General features: G+C 51.8%; 11 protein-coding genes. 2 read left to right on the top strand and 9 right to left on the bottom strand.

Features of this window, described 5'->3' with window-relative positions; translation table 11 throughout:
- Positions 1 to 10: 10 nt before the first annotated feature.
- The 7 genes from INT32_RS18130 to INT32_RS18100 all read right to left on the bottom strand — a co-directional run bounded on the left by INT32_RS18130 (position 11) and on the right by INT32_RS18100 (position 9,789).
- The gene (locus INT32_RS18130; RefSeq protein WP_193090116.1) at positions 11 to 409 is read right to left on the bottom strand and encodes an ectoine synthase; all 399 of its coding nucleotides are present in this window, start codon (positions 407 to 409) and stop codon (positions 11 to 13) included.
- A gap of 5 nt (positions 410 to 414) precedes the next feature.
- A complete protein-coding gene (gene ectB / locus INT32_RS18125; protein WP_193090115.1) occupies positions 415 to 1,713 on the bottom strand; it encodes a diaminobutyrate--2-oxoglutarate transaminase in 1,299 nt (432 codons plus the stop codon).
- A 77-nt stretch (positions 1,714 to 1,790) separates the two neighbouring features.
- On the bottom strand, positions 1,791 to 2,357 hold the full coding sequence (gene ectA, locus INT32_RS18120; RefSeq protein WP_193090114.1) for a diaminobutyrate acetyltransferase: 567 nt from the start codon (positions 2,355 to 2,357) through the stop codon (positions 1,791 to 1,793).
- Positions 2,354 to 2,899 (bottom strand): MarR family winged helix-turn-helix transcriptional regulator, encoded by a 546-nt coding sequence (locus INT32_RS18115; RefSeq protein WP_193090113.1) that lies wholly within the window; start codon positions 2,897 to 2,899, stop codon positions 2,354 to 2,356. Before INT32_RS18115 ends, ectA begins: the two co-directional genes overlap by 4 nt.
- A 1,251-nt stretch (positions 2,900 to 4,150) precedes the next feature.
- Entirely contained in the window at positions 4,151 to 5,161 is a 1,011-nt protein-coding gene (locus tag INT32_RS18110; RefSeq protein ID WP_193090112.1) for a quinone oxidoreductase, read from the bottom strand.
- Between the two features lie 133 nt (positions 5,162 to 5,294).
- A complete protein-coding gene (locus tag INT32_RS18105; protein ID WP_193090111.1) occupies positions 5,295 to 8,639 on the bottom strand; it encodes an acetate--CoA ligase family protein in 3,345 nt (1,114 codons plus the stop codon).
- Positions 8,640 to 8,868: 229 nt separating this feature from the next.
- Positions 8,869 to 9,789 (bottom strand): LysR family transcriptional regulator, encoded by a 921-nt coding sequence (locus INT32_RS18100; protein ID WP_193090110.1) that lies wholly within the window; start codon positions 9,787 to 9,789, stop codon positions 8,869 to 8,871.
- A 148-nt stretch (positions 9,790 to 9,937) separates the two neighbouring features.
- Here INT32_RS18100 and INT32_RS18095 point away from each other — a divergent pair, with 148 nt between their 5' ends.
- Positions 9,938 to 10,921 (top strand): tripartite tricarboxylate transporter substrate binding protein, encoded by a 984-nt coding sequence (locus INT32_RS18095; protein WP_193090109.1) that lies wholly within the window; start codon positions 9,938 to 9,940, stop codon positions 10,919 to 10,921.
- Positions 10,922 to 11,182: 261 nt separating this feature from the next.
- Here the strand turns inward: INT32_RS18095 and INT32_RS18090 are convergent, their stop codons facing one another.
- Entirely contained in the window at positions 11,183 to 12,118 is a 936-nt protein-coding gene (locus INT32_RS18090; RefSeq protein WP_226817269.1) for a tripartite tricarboxylate transporter substrate binding protein, read from the bottom strand.
- Positions 12,119 to 12,178: 60 nt separating this feature from the next.
- The gene (locus tag INT32_RS18085; protein WP_193090171.1) at positions 12,179 to 13,513 is read right to left on the bottom strand and encodes an arylsulfatase; all 1,335 of its coding nucleotides are present in this window, start codon (positions 13,511 to 13,513) and stop codon (positions 12,179 to 12,181) included.
- A 101-nt stretch (positions 13,514 to 13,614) separates the two neighbouring features.
- Here INT32_RS18085 and INT32_RS18080 point away from each other — a divergent pair, with 101 nt between their 5' ends.
- The gene (locus INT32_RS18080; RefSeq protein ID WP_193090107.1) at positions 13,615 to 14,505 is read left to right on the top strand and encodes a LysR family transcriptional regulator; all 891 of its coding nucleotides are present in this window, start codon (positions 13,615 to 13,617) and stop codon (positions 14,503 to 14,505) included.
- Positions 14,506 to 14,768 lie beyond the last annotated feature (263 nt).

The following is a 14,768-nucleotide window of genomic DNA, read 5'->3' as shown; positions in this document are numbered from 1 at the left end:
TGTTTACAGTTCAGGCGGTTTCCTCGGTCATAGCCGGATAAACACCGTCTTCGTCATGTACTTCAAGACCGGTTACCGGGGGATTAAAGACGCAGATTACACGTAGCGGCACTTTCCCACCGCGCAGCCAATGCTCATCATTCTCATTCAGGGCATAAACCACGCCCGGGCCCAGTGCGTATTTCTTGCCATCGGCAATGGTTTCGATCTCGCCGTCCCCTTCCACGCACCACACTGCTTCCAGGTGATTCTGGTAGTGAATATGGGTTTCCGTACCGGGAAATATCACAGTTTCATGAAAAGAAAATCCCATGCCATCCTTGGCCAGCAACACACGGCGACTGAGCCAGGTGTCGGTTTTAACTTCGAGATCGGTACCAATAACATCTTTCACATTTCTAACTATCATATTTCTTACGCTCCGAATTTGAGAACTTTGGATTTCTTGCCTTCCTGCTTGAGCACTTCAGCGACGCTGCGTTCAATCAACTCCAGGCCCTGCGTCAAGTGCGCATCCTCGATGGTAAGCGCCGGCAAAATTTTCAGGACCTCGTCCTGGGCGCCCGAGGTTTCAATGACCAGCCCGTGTGCAAAAGCCTGCTGGGCAATTTTATTTGCCAGCTCGGGCCTATCATCGCAGACCAGTCCCTGAATCAGGCCACGGCCACGCACACTGAAGCCGGCTTCAGGAAAGCTGTGCACGATGTTCTCAAGCCAGTCGCGCACAATGCTTTCCTTGCGGCGCGTTTCGTTCTGGAAACGGTCGTCGCTCCAGTAGCTGTCCAGCGCCTGGGCCGCTGTAACAAAAGCCAGGTTATTGCCGCGGAACGTACCGCTGTGCTGGCCAGGCTTCCAGATGTCCAGTTCAGGCTTCATCAACACAAGTGACATTGGCAGACCAAAGCCGGACAGCGACTTGGATAGCGTGATAATGTCGGGCTTGATGCCGGCCGCTTCAAAGCTGAAAAAGCTGCCGGTACGACCACAACCGACCTGGATATCATCCACGATCAGCAGCATGTCGAACTTGCGGCACAGTTTTTCCAGTTCACGAATCCAGCGCCAACTGGCCACATTCACACCGCCCTCTCCCTGAACCGTCTCGACAATGACAGCAGCCGGCAAGTCCAGACCGCTGCTGGGATCTTCCAGCATGCGTTCGAAATAGGCAATGGTGTCCACGTCGGGTCCGATATACCCGTCAAAGGGCATAAAGGCGGTGTTATGCAGCGAGACGCCGGCCGCATTCCGGAATTTTTCATTGGCAGTCACAGCCAGCGAACCGCCGCTCACACCATGAAAACCATGAGTAAATGAAACGACGTTGGAACGACCTTTGACCTGGCGCGCCAATTTGAGTGCCGCTTCTACGGCATTGGTGCCGGTTGGACCGGTAAACTGCAACGTGTAATTCATTTTGCGCGGAATCAACAACACACGTTCAAAAGTTTCCATGAAATATTTTTTTGCCGATGTGGCCATATCCAGACCATGCACCACGCCGTCAGTATTCAAATATTCAATCAGCTTCTTCTTGAGAATCGGATTGTTATGCCCATAATTCAAGGTACCTGCGCCACTGAAAAAATCGATGTATTCCTTGCCTGATTCATCAGTCAGTACAGAGCCCTTGGCCTGACTGAATATGACGGGGAATGAACGTACGTAGCCACGTACTTCAGACTCCATGCGGTCGAAAATTTCTAAATCCATGATTTTTCCTATTTATTTAAATATTAAAAGACAATGCCTGTTACAGGCATTCGGACGCCGGGCACGCCCTGGTGAACTCAGCCCGGCGTTGGCCTGAGCGGCCCAATCTTCAAAAGACGTTCATCGTCATGCGCTTGAGGCCCGAATAATTCTGGTTCAAATAGCGGGCTTTCTGCGATGCCGGTGCTCATGTTGCGAGCGACGGCCGCGAACATACGACGAGAAGCGGCGTTGTCCGGACCCACCGTAGTTTCCAGGTACCGGATATGCGCCAGGTTCGGCCGCTCCAGCAGACTTTGCAGCATTCGCTGACCCAGTCCATGACCGCGCCCACGCTCGTGGACGGCGACCTGCCAAATAAACAATACGTCGGCCTTATCAGGAGGCTGATAGGCTGAGACAAATCCATCGATTTGCTCATTGGCCTGCGCGACCACGCAGGTCTTGTCAAAATGCTCACACAGCAGCAGATAGCTGTATACCGAATTTAAATCCAATGGCGGGCACTGGGAAACCAATTGCCAGATGTCATAACCATCGGCTCTGGCAGGTGTTCTCAGCAGGTGCAGGTTCTTCTGCGCCGCCCCTGCCGCATGGGATTGTTGCGAATGCGTTTGAGATGTGGTGAGTGCCGTGTCAATCAAATTAAAATTCCGGATTCTGGGTGCGAGGCATCAGCCACTGGAACATCCAGGATGGGTGATGCCGGTTCATTGGAAATCTCATGCGCCACAACGCTGTGTGCCTCCATGAGCATGACAATTTTTTCAAGCGACGTCGTAATGTCGGCCTGTTCTGTCTCTGGTAAATCCTTCAGCGCATCTGTCAGCTTGGTCTGAATGGGCGATGGCGTTGCCCTGACCAATTCAATGCCGGCCTCGGTCGCAGTTATAAACACAATACGGCGATCTTCCCTGCCACGCTCGCGACGAATCCAGCCCTTGTCTTCCAGACGGTCAAGAATACCGACGACGGTGCTGGGACTGACGTGTATTTTGCGGCTGATGGAGGTAGCCGTAATGGGCCCGTTCTCAACAATGGCGCCCAGGCAGATCAACTGCGGCGCTGTCACGTTGCTGTAGGCGGCAAGTTGCCGTGAGTGCACGGCGATAGCCCGGGTTATGCGGCGCAGCGCGCTAAGGATACGAATGTCATATTGAGTTTGCATATTAATTGTTTTACTCATAATTAATTGTATAGAGAAATCGCTTCCCTTTAAAATCATTTCAGCACTAATCATATGCGATCGAATGATTGCTGTCAAACCGGTTGATACCCTAATGATCAGGTAGAAAAAGTGTAGAGGAGAAACAAAGTCTGTCTGACGAAAATGAAGGGGGCTGCTTATTATTATCTTTCATCTTCTGTTAACTGACGATAAAAAACCGTCTATTTTTAACAATGAGTTACTTTTATATTTAAAAAAATAAGAAATATTCCTTATGGAAAACTTCTATTCCACATGCGACTGCGTATGGGCTGCGCCCTAACTGTTCGGTCGTGTTTCACCACTTAGTCCAATCACAGCTTTATTTTGACAAATATTTATTGACCGGTTAATATTTGCCTATGCAATTAATTGTCCCTTTACCCTTCAATTGACTGCATCGCCCTTCCGGGTTTGTTTGTCTCCCGGCAGGGCGTCATTTTTTGTGCCGTGCGCTTCAGTGCATGAAAATCATGCAAATATTTAAAGCGTCATCGCGGGATTTTGTTAATGAACAGTGTCGAAAAGATCAATCTGATAGGTCTGTACCAAAGAAGTGAATTCAGGGTTGGATGGCCGAACATTGTTCATAAATCCAACGCCAGTGGATTATTGAAAACCATATTTGTTGAGTGAGAATTGCTTGCCTCTCAGGCTGATTGACTGCTCCGTTATTGAAAAGGAGTAAGTCGGTCTAGTTGTTGTTTGATTGGTATTTGATTTTTGTAGAAAGTCGATGCACAAGATATTCGACTCCCATTCCCCCATTCCAGGTCCTGAATCATCATGCAAAAATTTGTCGCCATATCTGCCATTCTCATCGCTCTCTCCGGCTGTGGCGTGTACCAAGGCCACTACACTGGTGCCCCTCCCATGCCAGCCGACGCACCTCCGCCAACTTCACTGCCGTCACAATAAATCGTCGTCAGTGAAGTTGGACGCTCATCCAATCAGCAATAATGCTACTGCCAGTAGATGTACGAAAAGGATCTATTCCGGGGTTACCTTTGCGTCAAGCATTGCTTGTTGCCCCTTTTTTGATTCGGTTTTAGTTCTTTCTTCCAACTGTTGCGTATTTCCTTCCCACGCATCTAATGTCAGAGCGGACAACTTCTTTTGCGCCGCTAGAGCAGTCGCGCAATAACTGCTTCGCGTCAACCACGCGAGCGCAACATCGATTAATCAAAGACGGAGCACCTTCACGAAAAAAACTGTTTTATTTTCGGCAGTCTAACCAGAAACGTCGCGCGGGCCAATCCACGCAACGCATTTGCCAATTTGTTGCCGCGCTTCAATTGCTGCGTGAACGCTTGGTATCTCTTCGAAAGTCGTGCAGGCGGCAATATCAATAAATAATTGACTATCCAAAATTGCAGAAAATATCGCATCTGCGCGACGCTGGACTGTTGCGTGGCCTACCATATAATCTGCCAAACGCGGACGGGTAAGAAATAGCGATCCTTGCTCTCCGAGCTCATAGGGGTCAAGATCGTTAACGGAGCCTGAAACATTCCCGTAATTGATGACAAGACCGCGCGTGCGTGTGGCTCGCATGCTGTCGCGTAGAGTCGTTTTTCCTAACGAATCGAAAACGACGTGAACCCCACTACCCAACGTGAGTTCCCGAACCCGGTCAGCGAATAGCCCGCCCTCGTAGGGAAGTACAACGTCGGCTCCGCGCTGAGTGGCTGTCACCCTTTTCTCTTCGCTACTCGCTGTAGCGTACACCGTTGCGCCGGCGAGCTTGGCCATTTGGATGAGGATCTGGCCGATGCTACCGGATGCCGCATGGACCAGACAATCCATCCCCTGCTTTAATTCGGCAACATCGTTCACCAAATAGTGAGCGGTACATCCTTGGAACATCGCAGCGGCTGCGACATCGAAACCTATCTCGTCGGGAATTACAGCGATGAGCGAGGCGGGAACGCAAGCATATTCAGCAAAACTGCCCCAGGAGATACACCATGCCACGCGCTGCCCTACATGCAAGAAATCTACACCTTCGCCCAACGCAACGATAGTGCCTGCTCCTTCCATTCCAAGAGTACACGGTGCTCGTACTGCATAAGTGTCGGAATTTTCGTACTTACCTTGCCGGGTGTGAATGTCCATGAAATTGATGCCGGCGCATGCTATTGCAACCAGAACCTCTCCCTCGCGTGGCTGGGGAACGGGTACATCATTTTCGTACTGGACGACTTCTGGGCCTCCGTATCGGTTTATCGTTATGGCTCGCATATGACTTCACTTCCTGTTGACGTGGGTGTTCCGGCGCGACTGGCGGTATGACCAATCCAAGAGCAATTATGAACGCAATGAGGTTCATGCAGACGCAATATTTAGTTCACGATTGTCATAGACTCATCTAAATTCAATCTATTCGCTCAATTGCCGGATAAGAAAACGTACCTTCTAGATGTGGTCGTTGCGGCTGGTATAGGCGCAAGGTCAGATAGAAATTTTCTCCTGGCGGCGCCGGCAACCAGTTTTTTCCTAACCCGGGGTTATCTGCCTGAATGGCAATACTCAAACCGCCATCTGCATCGCGACGCAAACCTTGTGTCCGGTCACCAATGGAATATCGATTGATCGGATTGGCAACAAGCAGGCAGTCGCTGCGGCGATACAAGGTGATCGACCAAAAAGCATCGACTTTCGGTCCTTCCCCGGGCGCAAAGCGCAAGACATAGCGTCGTTCTCCTGTCAGCGCCTCGTCTCTTGCATCGACTTCAGCCATGATATACATCGCCTCGTCAATTCCCAGCGTACCAATCCAATTGCGTGCTACTCTTGCCCGCGTCACAATGTCGTCCTTGAACCCGGTGCGTATATTGATAGCAGTCGTCCATCCGTCACCCAGCGCTGATGAATTGGCCACTTCGCGCAAATTGGTGTAAACCTCGTCCAGTGCTGTATGAATGTCGCATGTGGCCGGCGGCCATCCCGGCAACGGCGCCGCAGGAGGATTACGTCTGAGCATCATATCCAGCACGCGCAAGTATTCGCTCGCATCCGGTATGCCCGTATCCCGATTATCGATAAGACAATCAACGGTAGACAGCGCCGGTGCACCGTCGGGCCGGTAGATAGCAAAGCGATCTTGCAGAGCATGCACCTTCGCAAGATCTGTAGAATCTGCATCCACCAGGATACGTCCAATGATCCATACATCTTCACTGGGCGCACTAATGACATGCATCCCCGCAGGGATTTCCCCATCCCAGCCAGGCCCGTGGACGAACAGCCGTTGCGCCTTACCTCCAGTCGTTCGCCGCCCCGCATAGGCCCACGGATTCGTCCAGGCATCAAGGAACCCCAACACCCAATAGCGAGAACCGAAGGCCGGCACGTCGATTATCAATGGGCCTGCAGACAAATCAAGCCAGGCATTCGAAAACAATGTGTCGTTATTGGGTGTGACAACTTCCTTATCGTCAGGGTTTCGCAAGCGGCGTGTATGCGTAAATTGATTCACCCAGCGCATGCTTGAGTCGGGAGCATCTCCAGCAAAACCCTGTACGGAATGACGTCGCGGGGTTGTTGCCGCTCGCATACGTGCCATCTCAAATAGCGGCAATGTGGTCATGACGGCAGAACAAGTGTCTGGTTGTGCCGCAGACATTGGGGAGCGGGTCAATAAAACGGCATCCAGCGCGATTGCACCTTGGCCTTCAGGCATCACCATAATTGGATTTATTTCCAATGAAACGAGGCTATTGCCAGCCGAAAGTGCGAATTGCGAGATGCGCACGATGGCATCAGTAAGGGCGTTGACGTCCGCGCTTGATAAACCTCGAGCACCGGTTAACAGGGGAGCTATTTTCAATTCGCTGATCATCTCCTGAGCCTGCTCACGATTGACAGGCGCGAGCCTGAGTGCAATATCGCCCATCAATTCGACATTGATGCCACCCGATCCCAACATGACAACAGCCCCCAGCGAGGGGTCTTGACGCACGCCAAGAATGCATTCGATACCCCCCCTGATCATTGGTGCAATAAGCACGCCGTCTAACTCAGCAGTTGGTTCTGCACTGCCCACCGCTGCCACTATACTGTCATAAGCGTTACCGGCTTCGTTTTCATCCCGTATATTCAAGACAACACCACCTGCATCGCTCTTGTGGATAATGTCGGCGGACAATACCTTCATGACCACGGGAAAACCCAGATCACGGGCGCAGGCAGTTGCATCATCGCGAGATCGGGCTTGACGCAACGGGACGGTAGAAAAGCCAAAACTGGCCAATAGATCCATCGCCTCGGCCTCATTGTAGACCTCGCGATGCAGGCGAACGGTCTCGCCCTTTGGTTGGTCCGGTGTTAAAGGCCGTTCATTGTGGGCTGCAAAAAAGTTCATGGCGGCCAGAACGCGAATGGCTCTTGCCGGATCCGCAAAACACAGACAACCCAACGCCTCGAGCATCTGCTGTTGTTCAGCATCGATAAGCGCACTGAAGATTATCACTCGGTCTGGGAAATCGCATCGCAAATCCTGGGCCAGCTGGCGCTGAAGTCGCTGCATGATCGGGGTGCTACCATAGGCAGCAAGGAATATAAGAAGGTTGCCATAATCTGCTTCCCCCAGCATGGCTCGGGCAGCCAGTTCGATCAGTTCCGGTTCGGTGGTTACCTGACCGGTCAAATCAACAGGATTGTCGGTAACCGCCAGAGGTATGTGACTCCGAATCAACGCTTGAACTGCAGGTGATAAAGGTGCTAGGTCAATTGATGCGTCAGCCGCGTCATCTGCCATCATGGCGCCCACGCCGCCGGATACCGTAAGCAAACCCAGGCGGCTGTTGACTGGGGTTCCAGCCACGGCGAGGCCTTGGGCAATATCAAAAAATTCCTCGATCGAGCGGGCTCGCCAGACGCCACATTGACGGAACATGGCATCATAGACAGCATCGTCGCCTGCCAAGGCTGCGGTGTGCGACGCTGCTGCCTGCGCTCCCTGTCTGGTGCGTCCCACCTTGACAAGTACCACCGGCTTTCCTGCAGCGCGAGCCAGCTCCAGGGCTTGTCGTAACTTGACTCCGTTGCGGCAACCTTCAAGATAGGCCATGATGATTTTAGTATCTGGATCACATGCCATCCAGGCTATGCAGTCCGCAATATCAATATCCGACTCATTTCCCGTCGTTATCCACTTCGACAGGCCAACACCGCGCCGCTGTGCCATGGCATATGCATAGGCACCGAAGGCCCCACTCTGGCTCACGATGCCAATGGGGCCTGGGTTGGCCAGGCCGACATTCAATACTGGGGAAAAGGTGGCATACACAGAGCGGGCAATGTTCATGAACCCCAGACAATTAGGACCAAGTATCCGAATGCCGGCAGCCCGGGCTCTGCTCGAAAACCGATCCTGCGCCAGGCTACCTGCTTGTCCGGCTTCTGCGAACCCCGCGGAAAACATGACAATATTTTTGACCCCACTGGCAATCGCATCGTCCAGCGCCGCCTCGGCGCTGCTTGCCGGAATGGCAAAAATGGCCAGATCTATTGGGTGATTAACCGCAAGCAGCGAAGCAAAGGCAGGACATCCGTGAATCTGTCGGCCGCTGGGATTGATGGCGTATAGCGCACCGTCATAACCGTGTTCGACAAGATAACGTACAGGAACGGTACCGATCTTATCCGGGTTGGAGGATGCACCAACGACAGCAATGGAACATGGAGATAAAAAAGAGTCGAGATTGGCTTGAATCATGGTTTGTCTGCGTGTTCGCGTGATATGTCTCTGCGGAATGCACAACAGGTTCAACTTTTTAAACCCATAGAGACGACCGAGCCATGATAGCGAGCTGCCTTTTATAAGACAAACTGTAATTTATGATAGTTTTATAATAATAAATTATTAATTGGTATTGAGCTTTTGATCTACAAAACTGGCGAAAGCCAGGCATTGTATGTTCATCTTGCACAAGGGGTAAGGTCAATCACGCCGATGGTGTATTCAGGGTGAAATCAAGAAAGCTCTCCACCGCCGGAGACAATGATGACCGGTGCCTAGCGAAGACTGCGATACGCCAAGTGACAGTAGGTTGTGATAACGGACGAAACGTCAAGCCAAATCCCTCTGCCAGATCTCGGGCCATCGATGGACAGATCACGTAGCCATGGCGAACCCGCAACATGGAAAGCGCAGTATTGACGCGATGCACGGAAATAATTCTGGGAGGATGGTGTCGTTGTGGTACGTTGCTCAATACGTTTACGGTGAGGTTAGGCATATAGTTGATGAGTGGCCTGTTGCTCAGTTCCTTCCAGCATACCGATTTGTTTGCCGCTAACGGATCATCCCGTCGTAAGGCTACCCATAGCGGATCGGCCCTGACCATATGAGCTTGTATAGCCTCGTCAACCGGCACGCCTTCCGGCCCAAATCCGATGTCTGCACTGCCGCTATGCAGACGAGACAATACCTGTTCGATGGGCACATCTTCAAATCGGACGTCAATACCCGGATTCTGTTTCTCATAGCGAGCGATGAGCTCAGGAAGCAACGTACAGGATAAAGGCTCCGGCGCGGCAACGCGTACCACGCCCCTGCGCAACTCCTTGAGGTTAGTAACACTCTCCAGGGCCTCTTCCAAATTACCAAGCAGTCGACGCACCAGGGGTTCAAATGCGACACCTACTGGCGATGCGCTAACATTGCGCGTATCACGATCCAGCAGACGTACGCCCAATCGGCTTTCCAGCTCCTTGACCAGACCGCTGAGTGCCGCCTGCGACAAATGCATTGTACTGGCGGCCTCTGAAAAACTGCCGGATTCAAGAACGGCAAGGAATGCACGCAACTGACGGAGCGTGATTTCCGGCGTAGAGGCGCGTCGCTTCGGTTCGGAATCATACATGGATTTATAACCCAGGCCTTTAAATTGAAAAGAAAATCAAGCTTGTCCGTATAGAGCCGGCGACCTATTATATCAGCAGGTCTGCGCCTGCCCTGCTTGTCAGGCGACCCGCCAGCGGTACAACGATTCAAATAACCAGGAGACAATAATGGGAATAAATCGACGCATGTTGTTGGGAACGGCTGTTGCGGGTATCTGCAGCGGCCTCGCTCCACGGGCATTTTCCCGGGAAGACTGGCCGTCACGTCCGGTTAAAATTGTCTCACCCTATGGAGTTGGTGGCCCTAATGATCTGTCCGCGCGAATGATTGGCGACTATCTTGCACGGCATCTGGGACAGGCTTTTATTGTCGAGAACAAAACCGGGGCCGGAACGCGGGTTGGCAATAGCTTCGTCGCACATGCACCGAATGACGGATACACCATTTTGTATGCTGCGGCGCCCTACGCAACGCTGGAAGCACTGTATGGACCGCTGCAATATGATCCGCGCAAGGATCTGCAACCTGTCGCCATGACCGCAGTAGCACCACTTTTTTTGGTTGTCAATGCAAAAACATCGATAGGTTCTGTCAAGGATTTGATCAGCTACGGAAAAGCGCAATCCAAGGGTTTGACTTTTGGTTCTCCAGGCTATGGCTCGTTACCTCACCTGGCCAGCGAACTACTCTTTCGCAATGCAAAAGTAAAGGGACTTACCGTTCAATATCGCGGCGATGTTGCTGCTTATACCGATTTACTAGCCGGGGGACGAATTGACGCGACGCTGACCGCAATCACGGCCGCACTTCCGCACATCCGCAGCGGAAGCTTGCGTGTGCTTGGCGTAGCCTCTACCACGCCTAGTGCAATTTATCCCGCAGCGGCCCCGCTGAGTGAACAGGGGTTATCGGATGTCGTTGCATCCGGCTGGTATGGATTCATGGCCCCGGCTGCTGTACCTGCAGATATTGTGAAACGACTGGATGAGCAGATCAATCGGGCGTTGTCTGATCCAGACATACAGCAAAAGCTGTCAGCACTGGGGCTGGAACCCCGGCAAAGTACCGCCGCCCAGTTCGGCGAATTCATTGATGCCGAAACGCGAAAATGGACTCAGGTAATCAAAGCGGCTGGCATAAAGGGAACGTGAATTTTTTCCCGGCAGAAATCGAGTACTTGATTGAGTATTAATTTATAACTCAACAAAGTATTGCCGTTTGTTATATCGATCGGGGTCCTTGTATGTACACACAGCCTATTGAAAGTCAAATACATCAACGGTGTCGCTATCGCCGAAACTGGGCTGGCCCTTTTCCCGTCCATCGTTTCAAGGCTTTTCGAAATGCAGCCGCATCATTGAACCCCAGCATTTCCGTCTTTTTTTAAATTTACGGATTTGGGCACAGTATGATCACTGCCCTATTTTCAAACCCCGTTGCTTTACCAGATTCGTCCATTTATCGCGGTCGGTCTGTACAAACTTGAGCAAGCCCTCTGGAGATCCCGGCGCAATTTTCATTCCAGCGGCGGTTACAGCTTCTCCAAACTTCTGGGTCTTAACGATATCAGCAAGATATCCGTTAAGCCGTTCGATCCGTTGCGGTGACACGCCCTTTGTGGTTGCCAGGGCAAACCACTGGCTCGCGTCGTACCCGTCAATGCCCGCCTCGGCCACTGTCGGCACGTTCTTTAACGATGGCAAACGGTAAGTTGTGGTCACCGCATAGGCTTGCAACGCGCCCGACGAGATATGAGGTAGTACCGGTGTGGGGCCAAGTATCGCAAGCGGCACCTGTGCACCAACAACATCGGATACTGCTTGTCCGCCTCCTTTATAGGGTACCTGCACCATTTGCGTGCCGGCGAGCTGGTTGATCATTTCTCCGGCCAGATGTTGCGAGGTGCCAGTGCCTGAAGTCGCATAATTCCATTTATGCGGGTTTTGTTTTGCATTTGCTATAACGTCAGCGAAACTATGCTGTGGGTTGGAAGCGGGGCCCACAATAATCATTGGACCTTCTGCAAGCATGATCACGGGATCCAGCCCTTTACCGATACCCGGTTCTTCACGCGGAAAGATAATGGGGCCGGGAACAGTAATAAGCAGCGTATCATCCGGCCGGCTGTTGGCAACCAGGTTCAATGCCAGTGAGCCCGATGCACCGGGTCGGTTTTCTACAACAACGCTTTTTCCAAGCTTTTTCGCCAACTGTTCGGCTGCAATACGCGTCAGAATATCTGCCGTGCCGCCGGGCGCGAAGCCTACGATCCACCGCACGGGTCGCTGCGGCCAACTTGCTTCGGCCTCTGGTGTCGCCGCAAGCGAGATATGGCTCTGCACCAGCATTGCTGCTGCTAAAAATACACATTTTTTTGGAATATTCATGTGACCCAACTTGATGGATGATTATTGTGAATCCGGCGTACCGGGCAAAGTATGGGGATACGTTTTCGCACTTTCATTGAACACGTTAACCATTTTTAGCATCGGCCCCAATACCCAGGTGTTAAATATCAGCACGTCCGTTTCTTCTTTGGGGTCTGAGAGCAGATTGAATAAATAAGGCGACTCCAGTTTTCCTTCGCCTTTATTGACTTCGGGTTCCCAATAAAAATGCAGTTTCCAATGTCTCCATTTCACTGCGCGAAGCTCGTTTTTTATATAAAACAAAAAACCTTCCCGACACGATGCCTTTTGTTTCCCTGTAAAAAACGCTGTTTGATCTACGCCATCTATCGGTCGATCCGTCGGCAAGCCGGCTCCCGCGATTGCAGCTAACGTGGCATACAAATCAGTCACATGAACGATTTCGTTGGTTGTGCAGCCAGCGTTCACGCGCCCAGGCCATCGGATAATAAATGGCACGCGCAAACTACCTTCCATGGCCGTATGATAGGTTCCGCTCCAGGGGCCTGCCGTTCCGCGATAGGGGCGACGAAATTCGGGACCATTATCGCTGCAAAAAATGAAAACCGTGTTCTCTGCGATTCCGAGCTGCTGCACAGCGGCATCAATTTGCCCGACTCGATGATCCATTTCAACCATTGCATCTGCAAAGTCGCCGGCATTGGTGCGGCCCGCAAAATCGCGATGTGGCAGCGTGGGAAAGTGAAGATGGACCATTGGAAGATAGAGAAAAAAAGCCCTGTTATCCTCCGTGTTACGCTTCATAAAATGAATAGACTTTTCAACCAGCTCCGCGTCGATCTCTCGTCTCGTTTCCAAATCGTATACTTTGACGTTATCGGTAGGGCCGTTTTTCTGCCCTTGCATAATGTAGGGCAAATCGACGACTGTCGGATCAAAGCCAACGGTCGACGTAAACTGACTTTCATCGGTCGTACGAGGAATACCGTACCACTCATCGAAACCGCGATCACTTGGATAGCGTCCCGGGCAGTCACCCAGATGCCACTTGCCAAAATGCGCTGTGGCGTAGCCTTGGTCACTCAATAATTGCGCCAGCGTTATTTCATTTCGGTTCAGCCCTTGAGGCAGCCCGGCAGGAACTGATTGCAAACAGCCAGTCCGGATCGGATGACGTCCACTCATCAACGCCGAACGGGTCGGTACGCAATCGCTTTCAACATTAAAGTTATGCAGCAACATGCCCTGCGTCGCGAGACGATCAATATTGGGCGTGGGGGCTCCACGCAACGCACCACCGCCATAGCAGCCCAGCTCGCCCCAACCGAGGTTATCGGCAACGATTAATACGATATTCGGCGAGGAATCCGGCATCTGTACCTCAAAAAATGATTGTTTGACAAAATATCTTTCAAGTGTAGGACCAGTCTCGTACAATTTGATTCCAGTTCCACATATATCGATGAATATTATTTATGAATTTAAGTTTCCGCGACATCGAGTACTTTCTAACCCTGGCCGAGTCCGGACATATGGGTCGGGCCGCGGCAGTGCATGGCGTGACGCAATCCGCCCTATCCAAATCGTTGAGCAGACTGGAAAAGGAAACCGGTCTGACGCTATTTGAACGTTCGTCACGCCGCATATGGCTTAATGCGTCAGGCCGGGCTTTTGTAGACCATGCAAGACTTCTTTATGCGCAATATCAGGATGCCTTGCAAAATACGAGCGCCTTGCAGACGGGTGCAGCAGGAATGTTAAGAATTGGCGCCACCGCAATTACGCTGGATAACATTGTCGCCCCTGCACTGCAATGGCTCATGCCCAAGCGCCCTGCCCTCAAGGTATCATTGACAACCGGACTATCGGATGCGCTATTTGAGCAGGTAAAACACGGGGATCTGGATCTGGTCATTGCTCCGATCTATGGCGACAGCATTGCGGAGCTGGATCATAAAGTATTGATGCAAGATACGATGAAGATCGTTGCAAGCACGCACCATCCTGTATTTGATACGCCTACGCTTCACATTGCCGAACTTCAGGCGTATGGCTGGATCGTGCCATTAGTGGGTTCTTCAGCGCGGCAAGCCTTGCTGCACTGGCTTAACGAGCAAGGGCTGAACGAGCCGCGGGTCGCTTTGGAAGTGCCACTCGTATCACGGGGTATTCTGGATATCGTTGCGAGCACAGACTTTATCTCATTTGCTCCCGAATCCTTACTCCAGCGAGACATGGGTTCGGGTGTTGCGGCGCTCCCAATCGCATTGCCGCAACGCAGAAAACTCTGCCTGCTCTCCCGAAAAGGCGCGCATTGGACCCCCTTAATGGAAGGCTTCAGAGATGCGGTGGAACACTGCATCTGAAGCAGCCACTACTGTTATTACCGCTTGACTTATGGTAGCAAGCGCATGACTGCGTCGGCATATGGCTTAGGAACTTCCTGTGGAAGATGATGCCCCGCGTTGCTCACAAGGATTTTCTCGTACTTTCCCACAAAATGTGGACGATCTAAATCGACTGGCATGGGTGAATCTACGCCATTTTCCTCGCCCTCTGGAACAATGCTGGGCTCGTGTTTGGCGGGCTTTAATGCAAGAAGCGCTTCAATTTCGTCGTATGCAGGATC

This window comes from Advenella sp. FME57 (genome assembly GCF_014897675.1).
Lineage (GTDB): Bacteria > Pseudomonadota > Gammaproteobacteria > Burkholderiales > Burkholderiaceae_B > Advenella.
The sequence above is the reverse complement of the archived record's forward strand: the minus strand, read 5'-3'. Positions and strand labels throughout refer to the sequence as shown.

Bases quoted from the DNA above. Each gene is read 5' to 3' on its own strand.
- INT32_RS18085 (WP_193090171.1), bottom strand. From the start codon at position 13,513: ATGCCGGATTCCTCGCCGAATATCGTATTAATCGTTGCCGATAACCTC.
- INT32_RS18095 (WP_193090109.1), top strand. From the start codon at position 9,938: ATGGGAATAAATCGACGCATGTTGTTGGGAACGGCTGTTGCGGGTATC.
- INT32_RS18130 (WP_193090116.1), bottom strand. From the start codon at position 409: ATGATAGTTAGAAATGTGAAAGATGTTATTGGTACCGATCTCGAAGTT.
- INT32_RS18080 (WP_193090107.1), top strand. From the start codon at position 13,615: ATGAATTTAAGTTTCCGCGACATCGAGTACTTTCTAACCCTGGCCGAG.
- INT32_RS18115 (WP_193090113.1), bottom strand. From the start codon at position 2,899: ATGAGTAAAACAATTAATATGCAAACTCAATATGACATTCGTATCCTT.
- INT32_RS18110 (WP_193090112.1), bottom strand. From the start codon at position 5,161: ATGCGAGCCATAACGATAAACCGATACGGAGGCCCAGAAGTCGTCCAG.
- ectB (WP_193090115.1), bottom strand. From the start codon at position 1,713: ATGGATTTAGAAATTTTCGACCGCATGGAGTCTGAAGTACGTGGCTAC.
- INT32_RS18100 (WP_193090110.1), bottom strand. From the start codon at position 9,789: ATGTATGATTCCGAACCGAAGCGACGCGCCTCTACGCCGGAAATCACG.
- INT32_RS18090 (WP_226817269.1), bottom strand. From the start codon at position 12,118: ATGCTGGTGCAGAGCCATATCTCGCTTGCGGCGACACCAGAGGCCGAA.
- INT32_RS18105 (WP_193090111.1), bottom strand. From the start codon at position 8,639: ATGATTCAAGCCAATCTCGACTCTTTTTTATCTCCATGTTCCATTGCT.